The sequence below is a fragment of the Streptomyces alboniger genome (assembly GCF_008704395.1).
Lineage (GTDB): Bacteria > Actinomycetota > Actinomycetes > Streptomycetales > Streptomycetaceae > Streptomyces > Streptomyces alboniger.
This window is the reverse complement of sequence record NZ_CP023695.1, coordinates 254,879-271,067: the sequence shown is the minus strand read 5'-3', so window position 1 is coordinate 271,067 and position 16,189 is coordinate 254,879. Positions and strand designations below refer to the sequence as shown.

Genomic DNA, 16,189 nt, shown 5'->3' with positions numbered 1-16,189 from the left:
CATCCGGATCACGGGACGGACCTCGGCCCGCCCTACGGATGCCCGGCCGGTGGCCTCACCTGCCCGCGGACACCGGCGAATCGGTCCTGTCGCCCACCGATCCGCGTGTCGCGGATTCCGGGATGGGCCGGTCCTGGCGCAGAGCGGCCCAGACCCGGTGCGACGCCTCCTCCAGCGGTTTGACCCGCCCCGCGTCCTCGGCGTCGTAGGTGACCGGCATCGTCACCATGGTGGTGCGGTCGGGGCTGATGCCGCGCAGCTCCCTGGCCAGCCCCAGGAGCTTGTCCGCGGAGGCCAGACCGGAGTCCGCGCTGATGCTCTTGGTCGCGGTGTCCGCGAGACCGTATGACCTGGCCGGGTCACCGAGCGGATCGACCGTTTCGGCGCGGTGGATCAGCGCCTTGACGAACGCCTGCTGGAGCTGGATGCGTCCCAGGTCGCTGCCGTCGCCCACCCCGTGCCGGGTGCGGACGAGCGCCAGGGACTCCTCGCCCTTCAGCGTGTGCTTGCCGGCGTTCAGGGAGAGACCGCTGTTCGGGTCCTTGATCGCCTTGCGGGTGGTGATGTCCACGCCGCCGAGTTCGTCGATGAGCTTCCGGAACCCCTTGAAGTCGACTTCCAGGTAGTGATCCATGCGGACGCCCGACATCTTCTCGACCGTCTTCACGGTGCACGCCGGCCCGCCCGCCTGGTACGACGAGTTGAACATGGCCTGCGGCGCTCCCGGCGCACTGCCGCCGTCCGGCCGCGCGCACTGGGGCCGCGGCACCATCGTGTCGCGCGGAATGCTGACGACCGAGGCCTTCCGGTGGCTCTTGTCGACGTGCAGGACCATCGCCGTGTCGGCGCGGGCCCCGCTGACGCCCTTGCCGTACCGGCCGTGCGTCCCCGCCCGCGAGTCCGATCCCAGCAGCAGGACGTTCATCGAGCCGTCCTTGCGCTCGCCGGGCCGGTCGTGCCCGAGGACGGCGTTCATGTCCGTGCCCCGAAGGTTGCCGGTGAGGTGCTGCCAGGCATAGGTCAGGCCGCCTCCGCCGACGAGGAACACACCCAGGGCGCCCCAGGCGACGTACCGCAGCGCCTTCCTCCGCGGCCTGCGCCGGGATCCGTGTATCCGCGCCCGTTCGCTCTCGTGCGGCATGCGCTGCCCCTCTTCGTCGGCCGGTGGCTCAGTACGCGGAGTCGACGTTGTCGATGGAGCCGTACTTGTCGGCCGCGTAGTTGGCGGCCGCGGTGATGTTGGCCACCGGGTCGGTCAGGTCGTTGGCGGTGCCCTCGACGTGGTACGCGTCGAAGGTGGGCTGGATGACCTGGAGGAGCCCCTTGGACGGGGTGCCGTTCTGGGCGTTCACGTCCCAGCCGTTCTGGGCGTTCGGGTTGCCCGCGGACTCGCGCATGATGTTGCGGTGCAGGCCCTCGTAGGTACCGGGGATGCCCTTGGCCTTCATGATGCCGAGGGCCTCGCGGATCCAGCCGTCGAGGTTGTCGGCCTGTCCGGCCTTGGCCGCGGCCGCCTGCGACACCGAGGCGCTCGTGCCGGTCGGCTCCGCGGCGTGGGCGGTCGACGGCACCAGCGTGAGGGCCGCGGCGGCGGCACCGGCGGTGACTATGCCGGCGAAGGAGATCTTGCGGAAGCGGGCGGTGGTACGGGTCTGCGTCCGGGTGGTGGCCATGCGGGGGTGACTCTCCAGGCTGTGCGGGATGGGGGTGCTCGGGGGAGCGGGGGGATCCGTCCGGGACGAGGTCGGCTCGCCGGGACCTCAGCCAGAGTCAGGGCGCCTGGAGAAGGACGCAAGGGTGTGACGTACTACCCGGGATCGCAGGTCACCGGGTCGGGCGGCCCGTACAAGGGGCTTCCGGCCCTTCGTACGGGCCGCGGGGCGACCACTACCGTCGTTAGCATGTGATGTGGCCCCTATGGGTGGGCTCACAGAAAACACCGCTTCCGAGAGCGGTCTAGTCGGGGATCGCGTTGTCCGAGGGAGCGTCGCTGCGCCCGTAGTGGTGCGTGGTGAACATGTACAGCAGACCCACGGCCACCACCACGCCGCCGCCCAGCAGCACGATCCAGTTGTCGTACCAGGCGGCTTCGGGGGTGCGGGGCCAGGCGATGGTGACGATGGCGAAGATCCCGTAGGCGAAGGCCCCGATGTTGACCAGCAGGCCCCAGCGGCCGAGACGGTACTCGCCGCTCGGCTTCCACCCCTTCAGACGGGCCCGCAGCGCGGCCAGGACGACCATCTGGAAGGCGGCGTAGATGCCGAGGATCGCGAAGGAGACGATCTTGGTGAGGGCGTCCGTCGAGATCAGGGAGCCCACCGCGATCAGCGCCGGGATCACCGCCGCGACCAGAAGTGCGTACTCGGGCACCGCACGGGTCGGCGAGAACTTCCGCAGGAGCCGGTGGCCGATGATCATCTCGTCGCGCGCGTACGAGTAGATCAGCCGCCCGGCAGCGGCCTGGAGGCTGATCGTGCAGGACAGGAAGGAGATGAGGACCACGGCCATCACCACCCGTGCGCCGGCCTCGCCGAGGGCGTCGAAGAGGATCCTGACGGCCGGGTCGGCGTCCTCCCCGGAGATCACCGCCTCGTAGTCGACGACGGCCAGCAGCAGCGTCAGGCAGGTGAACGTCGCCGCCGCCCCGCCGACGTAGATGGTGCGGCGCATCGCCTTGGGAATCACCTTGCCGGGGTGCTTCACCTCCTCGGCCACATCACCGCAGGCCTCGAAACCGTAGTACTGGTAGAAGCCGATGATCGCCGCCCCGAGGAAGACGGGCAGATAGGAGCCGTCCCCGGCGGCGCCGAAGTCGTCGAAGAGCACACCGAGACCGTGGAAGCGGTGCGTGACCAAGAGGATGATGCCGACGACGAGGGCACCGATCAGCTCCGCGCCGAAGCCGATCAGCGCCGCCAATGAAAGGGCCTTCGTACCGGCGTAGTTGATGATCACCGCGACGAGGATCAGACCGATCGTGCACAGCACGGTGGTGTGCACCGTGGCATCGAATCCGAGCAGGATCGCGATGTAGGGCCCGGCACCGTACGCGACACTCGTGATCGTCACGAGCAGCGCCCACATGTACACCCACCCGGTCATCCAGGCCCAGCGCTTGCCCCACAGCCGCCGCGCCCACGGATAGACGCCGCCCGCCACCGGATACTGCGCGACGACCTCGCCGAAGACCAGCGCCACGAGGAACTGCCCGCAGCCCGCCATGACGAAGGCCCAGATCATCGGGGGCCCGCCGTCGGCGAGGGCCGTGCCGAAGAGGGTGTAGGTGCTGACGACGGGGGAGAGGTAGGTGAAGCCCAGGGCGAAGTTCGCCCACGGCCCCATGTCCTTGCGGAACTCCGATTCCTCTTCGCCCTGGCCGGTCTTCGCCGTGCTGTCCGGCGCCCCGGGAACGGGAGCGGTCACTGGCCCGCCCCTTCCGTACCCATCGGCTGCGGAGCCGGCCGGGCGCTGATGAGATCCGCCGCGCGCTCGGCGGCGAGCAACACGGTGACCATCGGGTTGATGGTCGGCATGGTGGGGAAGATGGAGGCGTCCACGATGCGCAGCCCGTCGTGTCCGCGCAGCCTCAGCTGCGGATCGACCACCGCCATCGGATCGTCCTCGGCGCCCATCCGGCAGGTCCCGGCCGGGTGGTAGACGGTGTGCGCCGCGCGGCGCCCGTACTCGGACAGGTCCGCGTCCGACTGCACGTCCGGGCCCGGCGCCACCTCGCGCAGCAGCCAGTCGCTGAACGGCGCGGTGGCGGCCACCTCGCGGGCGATGCGCAGCCCGTCGACGATCGTGCGCTCGTCGTACCCGTCCGGATCGGTGAAGTACCGGAAGTCCAGGGCCGGTTTGACGGTGGGGTCCGCGCTGCGCAGCCACATGCGGCCGACGGAACGGGCGCGCGGCACGTTCGGCGTCATGCAGACGCCGTGCTCGGGGACCGGGTAGCCGAGGCGTTCGGTGTTGATGGTGAACGGCACTTGGTAGAAGTGGAACATCAGGTCGGGACGCGGGCCGCCCGCGGCGTCACGGCGCAGGAAGAGACCGGCGTCGGAGTCCATGGCCGAGTTGGGCGGCAACGGGCCGCGGGTCTCCCACACCATCACCGACTCGGGGTGGTCGAGCAGGTTCTCGCCGACGCCCGGCAGATCGGCGCGGACCTCGATACCCAGGTCGCGCAGCTGGTCGGCGGGGCCGATGCCGGAGAGCAGGAGCAGCCGCGGCGTGTCGATCGCGCCGGCGCACAGCAGCACCTCCGCCTCGGCCTCCAGCGTCGACACGGAGCCGTCGGCGTTGCGCACCTGGACGCGGGTGAAGCGGCCCTCGCTGTCGGGCAACAGCCGGTACGCCCACGTCTCCAGGCGCAGTGTCAGGTTCGGGCGGTTCATGATGGGGTGCAGATACGCGACCGAGGCGGAGGAGCGGGTATTGGTCTGCGGGTCGTAGGCGAGGGAGAAGAACCCGGCGCCGTCGGTGAAGGGGCGGGCGTTGAAGTCCTCGACGACCGGGACACCGAGCCGGGTCGTGGCCGCCGTCACGAAGTCCTCGGCGATCGCGTTACGGTCGGCGGCACCGACCGGCACGATGTTGTTCTGTAGCCGTGACCGGTACGGCAGGATCGTCTCCGGGCCCCAGCCGTCGCAGCCGGCCGCCACCCACTCGTCGAGGTCCTGCGGGAACGGCAGGAAGCTGATCAGCGTGTTGTGCGAGGAACAGCCGCCGAGCACGCGGGCCCGGGAGTGCAGGATGTGCGAGTTGCCGCGCGGCTGCTCCTCGGTCGTGTAGCCGTAGTCGAACTCGGAGTCGAGCAGGTTGATCCAGTTGCGCAGCCGAAGGATGCGGTCGTCGCCCACATCGCTGGGCCCGCCCTCCACCACGCACACCCGGCAGCCCGGGTCCTCGCTCAGCCGCGCGGCCAGTACGGAGCCGGCCGTACCGCCTCCGATGATCAGGTAGTCGTAGGTCGTCGTCTCGTCGTGCATGCCGTCGCCTTTGCTCTCGCCCTGCCCGCTCAGCCCTTGAACCAGCCGGAGACACCCGGCTTGAGGTTCTGGTAGATGTGCTTGGCCTCCTGGTATTCGCGCAGGCCGGTGGGCCCGAGCTCCCGGCCGAAGCCGGAGCGGCCGAAGCCGCCCCACTCGGCCTGGGGCACGTACGGGTGGAAGTCGTTGATCCAGACCGTGCCGTGCCGCAGTCGTGCCGCGACCCGCTGGGCGCGGCTCGCGTCGTTCGTCCACACACCGCCGGCCAGGCCGTAACGGGTGTCGTTGGCCAGTTCCACGGCCTCGTCCTCGCCGCGGAAGCGCTCCACGGTGACCACCGGGCCGAAGACCTCCTCCTGCACGATCCGCATGGAGCGGTCGCAGTCGGCGTAGATGGTGGGCAGCAGGAAGAAGCCGCGCGACAGCTCGGGGTCGTCGGGCCGGCGGCCGCCGCACACGAGACGGGCGCCCTCGTCACGGGCGATCTCCAGATAGCTCTCGACCTTCTCCCGGTGCTCCGCGGAGCTGAGCGGCCCGCTCTCGGTCTGCGGGTCGAGGCCGTTGCCGAGCCGGATGGTCCCCGCGCGGGCGGCGAGCCGCTCCACGAACCGGTCGTGCAGGGAGTCCTCCACCAGGAGCCGGGAGCCCGCCGAACAGACCTGCCCGGAGTGCAGGAACGATGCCTCGAGCGCGTGGTCGACGGCGGCGTCGAAGTCGCAGTCGGCGAAGACCACGTTGGGGTTCTTGCCGCCGAGCTCCAGCGCGAGGTTCTTGACGCCCGGCGCGCACGCCTCCATGATGCGGCGCCCGGTGGCCAGACCACCGGTGAAGGACACCAGGTCCACGTCGGAGTGGGCGGACATCGCCGCGCCGACGGTGCCGCCCGGACCGAGTACGAGGTTCGCGACCCCGGGCGGCGCTCCCGCCTCTGCGATGAGCCGGATCATGTGGATCGTGGAGAGCGGTGTCGTCTCGCTGGGTTTGAGTACGAAGGTGTTGCCCGCGACCAGGGCGGGAGCGACCTTCCAGGAGGCCTGGAGCAGCGGGTAGTTCCATGGCGCGATGAGCGCGCAGACCCCGATGGGGTGGTAGGTGACGCGGCTGAGCACGTCGGGGCCGACGTCCACGACCCGGCCGCCGTCCTTGTCGGCGATCTCGGCGAAGTAGCGGAAGGCGTTCGAGACGTCCTCGACGTCGATGCGCGCCTCGGCGAGTGTCTTGCCGGTGTCCAGGGACTCGACGTGGGCGATCTCCTCCTGGTCCCGCAGGAGGAACCGCGACACCCTGAGCAGGACGTCGGCCCGCTCCCGGGTGGGCGCGGACGCCCACTCGCCGCGGTCGAAGGCGCGCCGGGCGGCACGTACGGCGAGGTCGACGTCGGCCTCGTCCGCGTCGTCGACCTGCTGGATGACGGACGCGTCGTACGGGTTGACCACGTCCCGCCGCGCGCCCTGGACGGCACCGGTCCACTCCCCGTCGATGAACAGTTCCGCCATCGGGGTCTCCCTCGCTCTCGCACCTGTCCGGTACCGACGTGACCACCGGCACGGCATACCGGACACCAACATCGTCCGCCCGGCTCGTACCGGTCATGCGGACGCACGGGGCGAGGGGAGAGTTGGGCGCAGATGTGACCTGGTTGGGCTAGGCGCGACAGCTTCAGACCATCAGCACGCGGTGGCCCCACCAGTTGCCCGGTGGCCGCTGCCAGGACGTGAACGGTGAGACGAGCCGGCCGTCGGATGTGCCGAGGAGGGTGAGCAGCGCGGCCGCCCCGTCCACCGTCCCCTTGAACATGGCGATGTCCCGCCGCCCGTCGCCGTTGTAGTCGCCGGACACGATATGGCTGTGCGAGAACGTCCAGGTGCCGGCCGGGGCGCTCCACGGCACGGTGGGCACCTGGAAGCCGCCGTCGCCGGTGGTCGCGAACCGGAATAGCGATACGGCCCCGTTGTCATAGCCGTACATCGCCATCAACTCGTCGTGGCCGTCGCCGTCGTGGTCGCCGGCCGCCAGCTTCACCTGGCTGCCCCACCAGTTGCCCGGCGGCCGCTCCCAGGACTTGAGCGGCGCGGCGAGCCCGCCGTCCGCGGTGCCGGTGAGGGTGAGCAGTTCGGCGGCGCCGTTCGCGGTGCCCTTGAAAAGGACGACGTCCTGGCGGCCGTCCGTGTTGAAGTCGCCCGTGGCGATACGGCTCTGGGCGAAGTCCCAGGTGCCGGCAGGGGCCTTCCAGGGAGTGGAGGGCACCTGGAAGGCGCCCTCGTGCGTGGTGCGGAAGCTGAACAGGGCCGCGCTGCCGTCGCCGTAGCCGTACAGGGCCATGGCCTCGTCGCGGCCGTCGCCGTCGTAGTCCCCGGCGGTCAACTGGACCTGGCTGCCCCACCAGTTGCCCGGCGGCCGCTCCCACGACTTGAACGGGGCCGCGTACCCGCCGTCCGCCGTGCCGAGCATCGTGAGCAGCGCGATGGAGCCGTCGTCGTGGCCACGCAGCAGGGCCGCGTCCCTGCGGCCGTCCCCGTTGAAGTCCCCCGAGGTCATCCGGCTCTGGGCGAAGTCCCAGGAGTCCGCGGGAGAGCTCCACGGCACGTCCGGGACCTCGAAGCCGCCCGCGCTGTTCGTGGGAAACCGGAACAGCGAGACCGATCCGTTGTCGTACCCGTACAGGGCGGACAGGTCATCACGCCGGATGTCGTTGCCCGTGCGGTCCGGCCGCTGCTGGAAGGCGGTCCCCTTCTGGTTCGCACAGGTCGAAAGCACGATGGGCGCACCGCGGCGCTCGGCGGAGTTCGCCACCTCCAAGCAGCGCATCGGCGTGGTCGTCCTGGACAGGATCCAGGCGGAGTCCGTACGGCTGTCGATCTCGAAGTCGACCCCAGGCGAGCCGGCACAGCCCCACTGTTCGACGCGCGGGGCCGAGGTGCCGACCGCGGGCGCGTCCGTCCGTACGGCCAGGCACTTGCCGCTGTGCGCGTTCACGATGTTGACGGCGCTGGTCGAGGCGGCCGAGGGCCGGATGAGCCAGCGCGCGCCCGGCTGTCCCTCGCAGTCCCACTGCCGGATCCTCGCCCCGTCGGCGTTGGAGGAGTTCTCCACCTCCATGCATCTGCCGCTGTGGACGTTGAGGAGGTTGACCGGGGTGTCGGCCGCCGACGCCGCGGCCGTCGCGGTCCGGGGCGCCGCCAGGACGCCAAGCACAGCCATCACGGTGACGAGAAGCCACGCGAGCGACCATCGGCGTGTACCGACACGGCCATCGACTCTGCCACTGCGCATACGGACCCACTCCCGGAGCGTCGGACGTACCGGACCGGAGCCTCACAGACAGTCCTGACGCACCGCTGACGCCCAGCCACACCTCACCGACCGTCACCGATCGGGTGAAAAACACCCGCCTCAGGTTGTGAGTCTCTCCGCGCAGTGGCATGAGGACGAGGAAGGAGAAAGCTACCGGCCGTGAAGGGGGCATGCCGATGCCGGGCGCGCGTGCAGTGGTCATCACCGGGTGCTCTTCGGGCATCGGCAGGGCCGTGGCCGAACACCTGATCTCCCGCGACTACGCCGTGTACGCGACCGCCCGGCGCGTCGACGACCTGGGCGACCTGGCTGCCGCCGGTGCGTATGTCCTGCGGGTCGACGTCGCCGACGAGCGCTCGATGCGGGAGTGCGTCCGGCAGGTCGAGGACCGGCACGGCGCCGTCTGGGGGCTGGTCAACAACGCCGGTTACGCCCTGACGGGACCGGTCGAGGACATCGACATGGGCGAGGTGCGGCGGCAGTTCGAGGTCAATGTCTTCGGGCAGCTCACCATGGCGCGTCTGGCCCTGCCCGCCATGCGTTCCCGCGGCGAGGGGCGCATCGTCAACGTCTCGTCGGTAGCGGGCAGGTTCACGTTTCCCGGAGGCGGGTGCTACCACGCGAGCAAGCATGCCCTGACGTCCTTCAGCGACGCCCTGCGCTTCGAGGTCAAGCCGTTCGGGATTTACGTCAGCACCATCGAGCCCGGAGCCGTGGGCACCCGCTTCATCGACACCGCCCTGGAACTCCTCACCCGCGGCGCCGCCGCGGGGGAAGCCCCGGAGTACGCGCCGTTCCGCCGCGACCTGGCCCACTGCTACCAGCGTGTGCGGAACGCGCCCCGGCGTTATGGCGTCGGGCCGCCGCAGAAGGTGGCCCGCGCGGTCGAGCACGCCCTGAGGGCGCCCGTGCCCCGGCCCCGGTACCCGGTGGGGGCGGTGGCCCACGTGTCGCTGGGGCTTCGGCGGCTGCTGCCGCAGACGCTGTTCGACACGCTGGTGCGCTCCTATCTGCCGGTCCCCCGCCGGGAAGGCTGACACGGCATGCGGCCCTGGGGCGTGCTCGGCGTGCTGAGCCTGGCGCTGATGCTGCTGGGAGTGGACCAGACGGTCCTCAATGTCGCGCTCCCCGAGATGCAGGACGATCTCGGCCTCGGTGCGGCCCAGCTCCAGTGGGTGGTGGGCGCGCACACCCTCGCCCTGGCCGCCGGGGTGCTGGCCGCGGGCAACTGGGGGGACCGGCGGGGGCGGCGCGGAGCCCTGATCGCTGGGTTGGTGGTCTGCGGCGCGGCGTCCGTGCTCGGAGCCGTGGCCGAGGGCCCCGCGGGCGTCATCGCGGCCCGCGCGCTGATGGGCGCCGGCGCCGCTTTCATGATGCCCGCCACGCTGTCCATCCTGGTGCACGTGTTCACGGACGCGGCCCGTCAGCGGCTGGCCGTCACCATCTGGGCCACGGTCGCGGGCGTGGGCGTTCTCGTCGGCCCGGTCCTCGGCGGCTGGCTGCTGGAGCACTACTCCTGGCGGGCCTGCTTCTGGGGCAACGTTCCGCTGGTCCTCCTGACGCTGCTCTGCGTCCCCCTCGTGGTGCCGCCCTGCCGGGAGGAGGAGGCGCCCGCCCCGGACCCGGTGGGGCTGATCCTCTCCAGCGCCGGGCTCTCCGCCGTGGTGTGGAGTTTCATCCAGGCCCCGGCGCGGGGGTGGACCGACGGCGTGGTGCTGGCCGTCGCGGCCGTCGGGCTTGTCCTTCTCGCGGTGATGCTCTGCTGGGAGCGCCGGGCCCCGGCGCCGATGCTGCCCCTCGGCCTGTTCCGCCACCGGGGCTACGCGGTGGCCGCGGCATCGCTCTCCCTCCTGTTCTTCGCCCTGGTGGGATCGACCTTCCTGCTGACCTTCTACCTCCAGGGCGTGCGCGGGATGACGCCACTGGGCGCGGGCAGGACCATGCTGATCGGCGGCCTGGGGGTCGCCGTCGGAGGCCTGATCTCGGCCGTGGCGACGCGCCGGGCGGAGGCGCGGTGGGTCATGGTCGCAGGGCTCTCGTCGTGCGCGGGCGCGTTCCTCCTGCTCGCGGGGACCACCACCGACTCCGGCGCGGGCCGTATCCATGTCTTCCTCGTCCTCGTCGGTGTCGGCGCCGGGCTGACCGGGGGCCCGGCCACCGGGCTGATCATGCGGGCGGTGCCCCAGGGCCGGGCGGGCGTCGGAGCGGGGGTGAACGACGCGGTGCGGAGCCTCGGCAGTACGGCCGGGGTGGCTGTCCTCGGCTCGGTCTTCAACACCGTCTACTCGGGCCGGATGGCCGGTGCCTCCGGTGGCGGCTCGGGGCAGGGGAGCGGGGGAGGCGCCCGCGACCACCTGCTGAGCGCCCTGGCGGAAGCCAAGCTCATGGCCGCCTCCGCGCCCGTCGGGAGCACGGGCGGGGGCCAGAGCCGCGCCCACCGAATGGAGTTGGCGCGCCGCTTGGTGGACGACGCGGCGCAGGCCTTCCTGGCGGGGTTGCGCACCACCGCATGGGTCTCCGCTTGCGTCTGCGCGGTGGGGGTGTGCCTCGTACTCCTCGCCCTGCCCCGCGAAGGGCGGAGAGCGAAAGCGGCGGACGCCGTCGCGGCGCCGGTGCTCACCGCCCGGCCGGGCGAGGCGGGGTGAGGCCGTGCGCGCACGTGTCGTGGTGAACGCGACGGCGACCCGGGCGCACCCGCCCGCTGTCACCGCGGCCGTGCGCGAACTGACCGCCGCTATGAGTGCGGACGTCACCGTCACCGCGTACCCCGGACACGCCACCCAACTGGCCCGCGACGCCCACCGGAACGGCTTCGCCCTGGTCGTGGTGGTCGGCGGCGACGGAACCGTCAACGAGGTGGCCAACGGCCTGCTCGCCGAGGAACCGGACGGCGGGCCGACGACCAGGCCGGCGCTGGGGGTCGTGCCCGCGGGCGGGATGAACGTCGTCGGACGCACCCTCGGCATGCCCGTCCACCCGGTGCACGCCGCCCGTGAACTGGCCGCCGCCGTCAGGGAAGGGCGGCGGACGGTCGTCAACCTGGGGAAGCTGAACGACCGGTACTTCGTCTCGGGCGCGGGGGTGGGCTTCGGCGCCGAGCTGATGGCGCGCGTCCAGGAGGCCCGCCGGGCGGGCAGGTCCGCGACCTGGGGGCGGTACCTCGCCGAGGGGGCCCGGCACTTCCTGCGGGGCACGGACCGCGAGAGCCCTTTGCTGACGGTGGCACCGGGGGAGGGCAGTCCGGCGGACCGGGTCTTCGCCGCCCTGGTGGCGAACACCTCCCCGTACGCCTACCTCGGCACGTGGCCCCTGACCCCCTGCCCGCGCGCCTCCTTCCACACTGACCTGGAGGCGCTCGCGCTCACGGATCTGTCGGGACCCCGATGCGCGGCCCTCATGACCCGCATGCTCCTCCTGCCGCACCGCGACCACAGCGGCAGGTCGGCGCGCCGTTTCACCCAGCAGACGACGCTCTCCGTCACGGCCTCGCACGCGGTCGCGCTGCACGTCGACGGCGAGCCGCTCCCAGCGAGCCGGCAGGCGGCGTTCTCGTCGTCCCCACGGGCGCTGGCCGTCGTGGCGTAGCGCGGAAGAGACACCGGGCAGCCCAACTGCCCCCGGAGAGAACGGATGGGGAACTCATGCGATGTACGGTGTGCCAATCGCCGGAGCGCCAGGGCGGAAACGACGCGCTCCCCGCCCCCGAGCGACCGTCCGCCGCGAACGCGGAACGGCTCGCACCGGAGCACGCGGGTCACGTGCACCCGGGCCGGCCGCCCACGGGCAGCGCCCCCATGGACGGACAGCTCCAGGGCCCGGAGCACGTGAACGACCACCGCACGGCCGAACTGCCGCGCGTCGTACGGCGGGACATGCGCCGCTTCGCCACGGACATCACCGCGCACATCAACGCCCTGTACCCCGACGCCGACGCCCTGGACCTGCCGGGCGTCCGTGGCCTGCTCGGCCTGTCGGAGGACCAGGAACTCGCGCCCGCCCTCGCCGCGCGGGTCAGCGGCAGGCTCCACGAGACGCTGGTGCGCCCCGTGCGCCATCTGGTCGACTCCGGCGGCCAGCGCTGGCGGCCGTATCTGCTGGCCAAGGTGATCGATGTCCTGGGCGGCGACAGTGAGCACTTCGCCCCGCTGCTGGCCGCCGGCGAACTGATGCACACCGGGTCCCTGATCATCGACGACATCGAGGACGAGGCGCGTCTGCGACGGGGGGAGGCCGCGGCCCACACGGTCTACGGCACACCCGTCGCACTCAACGCGGGCAGCGCGGCCTTCTTCGCCTTCGACCGTGCCCTGCACATGGTGCTGCCGGACGACGTGCCGCTGCGCTGCGCCGTCCAGGGGGCGTATCTGACGGCCCTGCGCGCCGCGCACGCCGGACAGGCCCTGGACATCCTCGGCCTGCGCGAGGAGATGGACGCGGCCGTGGCCACCGGAGAGGCCGAACCGCTCCTGGACCAGGTGCGGCTGACCCATCGTCTGAAGTCCGGGATCCCCGTCCGTACCGCGTTCGAGGTCGGCGCGCTGCTGGTGGGCGCCTCGCCGCGACTGCGCCGCGCATTGCAGTGCTTCGGCGAGGCGATCGGCACCGCCTACCAGGTCACCGACGACGTGCTGGACCTGCGCGGCGTGGTGCGGGCCGGAACCCCGACCAAGTCGGTCGCCGAGGACCTGCGCAACGGCAAGGTGACCATGCCGTTGGCCCACGCCGTGGCTCTGCTGCCCCGCCAGGACCTGGCGGTCGTCTGGCACCGGATTCGCGAGGGCGGGATGACCGAGGACGACGTGCGCGAGGTGATCGCGGCGCTGGAGTCCTGCGGAGCCCTCGACGCCTGCGTCCAGGAGACCGAGCGGATGCTGGAACCGGCCTGGGCGGAGCTGAAGCCGCTCATCCCGCGGACGCGCCAGGCGCTGTTCATCGAAGCTCTCGCCCGTCACACGGTGCGCCGCGCGCGCGTGGCATGAGGATCGTCGGGACGCCTGCTCCACTCGGCGGCGACCGGCGAAGGCGCGCGCACGCCGAAGTCCGCGACCGTGTAGTCGTGCTGGGTTCCGGGATAGCTGCGCACCCGCGGCGGATCGTCGTAGTACGAACGGCGGCGCGGCCCGCCCAGACGCTGCGCGCGCGCCCGCACGCGAAGAGCGCGGTGAGTGACCCACGGCAGGACGCGCGGCGGGCGGTGTCCGAAGGCCGTCAGCAGGGGCTCGTCCAAGATGCCGAGCATCCCGCGGCGCACCAAAGGGCGCGACGGCCGGGGAAACCAGTGGCAGACCACGCCGATCGCGTGGTCCGCCACCCTGCGCCCCGCCGCCGTGAAGGCGAAACGCGACCGTTCGTACTCCTGGTTGAACCGCTCGAACTCGGCGTAGTCGGAGGGAATGCCGACGATGTTCATCCGTGACCCGACATTGCGGTAGAACCAGAAAGCGGCAAGCCGCTCCTGCGGCAGGAGCGGACGCCAGCCAAAGCGGTCGAGCCATTTGATCGGTTCGTAGATGAACGCCGACAACGTGTACAGCATGTCGTCATTGTCGATCGTGTACCAACCGTGCGCCCGGTTGATCGTACGCAGCGCGGTCCTCCCCTCGGGGGAGTCGTAGCCGTACTTGGCCAGGGCCGCCATGAGGACCAGCGTGTCGTCGTACCGGCGCTGGCCGGCGCGCGCGAACTCCCCGGTGGCGTCCACCAGTCCGCCGATCGCCGGGACGGCGAACGTGCGCAGCAGCGCCAGTTCCAACGCCCGCTGGTAGTCCCAGGGAAACTCCAGGCCGGAACTGATCCGGTAGATCTCCACGTGGTCACGCCGGGCGTCGAGGGAGGCGATGCGCCGCGCGTGCCGGTAGCGATCGGCGAACGGGGCGGTCGCGACGGACACGCCCCGGCGAAGGAGTTCCCGGCCCGTCGGCGTCATCGCGCTCACCTTTCGGTTCTCGGTCGCATCGTCGCCGGGGCGCCCACAACGTATTCCCCGGCCCGCACAAGCATGACAAAGGAAGAAGGGGAAATAGAGAGGGAACGAGGAATTCACCTCAACCGTCCCGAGTGTCACCCACTCATACCCCACACCCCCGTGCCATGGTCGGCGGAATTCCTCTCACCCGCGAGGACTGGAGTGACGGCGATGCCTCTGCCCGGTGACCGGCCGACCGACCACACCGGGCCCGCGCCCCGTTCCGCGTCGTCCGCGCCCGTACCACTGGGGCGGGCGGCGATCGCGGCCTCCGAAGACGCCTGCACCACCAGCATCGCGCCGTTCAGCGGCGCCCCCCTGGGGCACGTGCCCCATTGCGGGCCGGACGACATCGACCGCGCCTTCGCCGCCGCGCGCACGGCGGCGCACCGGTGGTCGGCCCGCGGCCTGCGCGAGCGCGCCGCCGTCTTCCTCCGCTTCCACGACCTGCTGATCCGCCACCAGGACGAGGTGCTCGACCTCATCCAGCAGGAGACCGGCAAAGCGCGCAGGGACGCCTTCGACGAGATCGTCGACGTCGTGCTGACCGCCCGGTACTACGGCCGCCGCGCACCCGGGCTGCTGCGCCCCCGGCGCCGCCGCGGTGCGCTGCCCCTGCTGACCGCGACGGTCGAGGTACACCACCCCCGCGGGGTCGTCGGCGTCGTCACACCCTGGAACTACCCGCTGGCCCTCGCCCTCAGCGATGCCGTCCCCGCCCTCATCGCGGGAAACGGCGTCGTCTGCAAGCCCGACTTCCAGGGTGCCTTCACGGCGGTATGGGCCCAGGGCCTGCTGCGCCGGGCCGGTCTGCCCGACGGCCTGTTCCAGGTCGTCACCGGCCCCGGTGACGTGGTCGGCCCCTCGGTGGTCGCCCACAGCGACTACGTGTGTTTCACGGGATCCGCCGACACCGGCCGCGCCGTCGCGGCGCTGGCCGGCCGGCACCTCATCGGCTGCACCCTGGAACTAGGTGGCAAGAACGCGCTGATCGTCCTGGACGACGCCGACGTGGACGCGGCCGCGGAGGGCGCGGTGCGCTCCTGCTACACCAGCGCCGGGCAACTGTGCATGTCGGCCGAGCGCGTGCTCGTCCACACAAGCCGGCATGACGCGTTCCTGCGCGCCTTCACGGACAAGACACGCGCGCTGCGCCTGGGCGCGTCCCTCGACTACCGAGCGGACATGGGCTCGCTCGTATCCGCCGCCCGGCTGCGAGCGGTGCACGGCCACATCCAGGACGCGGTCGCCAGAGGCGCACACCTGGTCACCGGCGGCCGCCCCCGGCCCGAACTCGGCCCGTTCTTCTACGAACCCACCATCCTCACCGGCGTCACCGACGAGATGTCCCTGCACCACCAGGAGGTCTTCGGGCCCGTCGCTGCCGTCTATCCCTTCTCCGACGAGCGGGAGGCCGTCGAGCGGGCCAACTCCGGGAGCTACGGACTCAACGCCAGCGTCTGGACCTCCCGGCCCGCTCGGGGCCGGCGCCTGGGCATGCGGATCCGGGCCGGCACCGTCAGCGTGAACGAGGCCCACGCGGCGGCGTACGCGTCGCTGGACGCCCCCATGGGCGGCATGCGGGACTCGGGCATCAACCGTCGGCACGGCCGCGACGGCATCCTCAACTACACCGAGGCACAGACTCTGGCCGTCCAGCGCGCCATGCCCCTCAGCGCGCCGACCGGCACGGCCGACCAGTCCTACGCCGACCGCATCTCCCGTCTGCTGCTGACCGCCAAGCGCCTGGGCCTGTGACGACGCGCCGGCGGGCCCAGGGGCGCAGGAATTCTCCTGGTAGGCGAGTCCTCGCAGAACTGTACGGCGTCGAAGTGCGGCGCCCCTGATCCACTCGGGTCCCCCTCGGTACAGGGATACTGTCGCGACAGCCCTGACGATCCGTCGTCGCGGTCGGCACTCAACTCCCCAGTCCCTCGGCCCG

At 71.6% G+C, this 16,189-nt stretch carries 12 protein-coding genes; 5 read left to right on the top strand and 7 right to left on the bottom strand.

Annotation, left to right across the window (positions count from 1 at the left end; all coding sequences use genetic code 11):
• Positions 1-55: 55 nt before the first annotated feature.
• The 6 genes from CP975_RS01100 to CP975_RS01075 all read right to left on the bottom strand — a co-directional run bounded on the left by CP975_RS01100 (position 56) and on the right by CP975_RS01075 (position 8,189).
• Entirely contained in the window at positions 56-1,141 is a 1,086-nt protein-coding gene (locus CP975_RS01100) for an LCP family protein (RefSeq protein WP_055528057.1), read from the bottom strand.
• A 28-nt stretch (positions 1,142-1,169) separates the two neighbouring features.
• The gene (locus CP975_RS01095; protein ID WP_150476468.1) at positions 1,170-1,673 is read right to left on the bottom strand and encodes a transglycosylase SLT domain-containing protein; all 504 of its coding nucleotides are present in this window, start codon (positions 1,671-1,673) and stop codon (positions 1,170-1,172) included.
• 283 nt (positions 1,674-1,956) lie between these two features.
• Positions 1,957-3,423, bottom strand: a complete 1,467-nt coding sequence (locus CP975_RS01090; protein ID WP_246201367.1) for an APC family permease — start codon at positions 3,421-3,423, stop codon at positions 1,957-1,959.
• A complete protein-coding gene (locus CP975_RS01085; protein WP_055531153.1) occupies positions 3,420-4,988 on the bottom strand; it encodes a GMC family oxidoreductase in 1,569 nt (522 codons plus the stop codon). The genes CP975_RS01090 and CP975_RS01085 overlap by 4 nt, the downstream gene beginning before the upstream one ends.
• Before the next feature lie 29 nt (positions 4,989-5,017).
• Entirely contained in the window at positions 5,018-6,484 is a 1,467-nt protein-coding gene (locus CP975_RS01080) for an aldehyde dehydrogenase family protein (RefSeq protein ID WP_055531155.1), read from the bottom strand.
• A gap of 163 nt (positions 6,485-6,647) precedes the next feature.
• The gene (locus CP975_RS01075) at positions 6,648-8,189 is read right to left on the bottom strand and encodes an RICIN domain-containing protein (protein ID WP_167532655.1); all 1,542 of its coding nucleotides are present in this window, start codon (positions 8,187-8,189) and stop codon (positions 6,648-6,650) included.
• 269 nt (positions 8,190-8,458) lie between these two features.
• Here CP975_RS01075 and CP975_RS01070 point away from each other — a divergent pair, with 269 nt between their 5' ends.
• The 4 genes from CP975_RS01070 to CP975_RS01055 are packed head-to-tail and all read left to right on the top strand — an operon-like array spanning position 8,459 to position 13,261.
• On the top strand, positions 8,459-9,319 hold the full coding sequence (locus CP975_RS01070; protein ID WP_070321220.1) for an SDR family NAD(P)-dependent oxidoreductase: 861 nt from the start codon (positions 8,459-8,461) through the stop codon (positions 9,317-9,319).
• Between the two features lie 6 nt (positions 9,320-9,325).
• The gene (locus CP975_RS01065; protein ID WP_055531162.1) at positions 9,326-10,927 is read left to right on the top strand and encodes an MFS transporter; all 1,602 of its coding nucleotides are present in this window, start codon (positions 9,326-9,328) and stop codon (positions 10,925-10,927) included.
• A 4-nt stretch (positions 10,928-10,931) separates the two neighbouring features.
• Positions 10,932-11,867 (top strand): diacylglycerol/lipid kinase family protein, encoded by a 936-nt coding sequence (locus tag CP975_RS01060; RefSeq protein ID WP_055531165.1) that lies wholly within the window; start codon positions 10,932-10,934, stop codon positions 11,865-11,867.
• Positions 11,868-11,923: 56 nt separating this feature from the next.
• On the top strand, positions 11,924-13,261 hold the full coding sequence (locus CP975_RS01055) for a polyprenyl synthetase family protein (RefSeq protein WP_167532654.1): 1,338 nt from the start codon (positions 11,924-11,926) through the stop codon (positions 13,259-13,261).
• Here CP975_RS01055 and CP975_RS01050 read toward each other — a convergent pair.
• Entirely contained in the window at positions 13,231-14,208 is a 978-nt protein-coding gene (locus CP975_RS01050; RefSeq protein ID WP_150476466.1) for an oxygenase MpaB family protein, read from the bottom strand. The genes CP975_RS01055 and CP975_RS01050 overlap by 31 nt on opposite strands.
• 201 nt (positions 14,209-14,409) lie before the next feature.
• On the opposite strand from CP975_RS01050, the gene CP975_RS01045 reads away from it, so the two are divergent.
• Positions 14,410-16,005 carry a succinic semialdehyde dehydrogenase gene (locus CP975_RS01045; protein WP_425474221.1) on the top strand — a complete coding sequence of 532 codons (1,596 nt, stop codon included), beginning with the start codon at positions 14,410-14,412 and terminating at the stop codon, positions 16,003-16,005.
• The last annotated feature ends 184 nt before the right edge of the window (positions 16,006-16,189 follow it).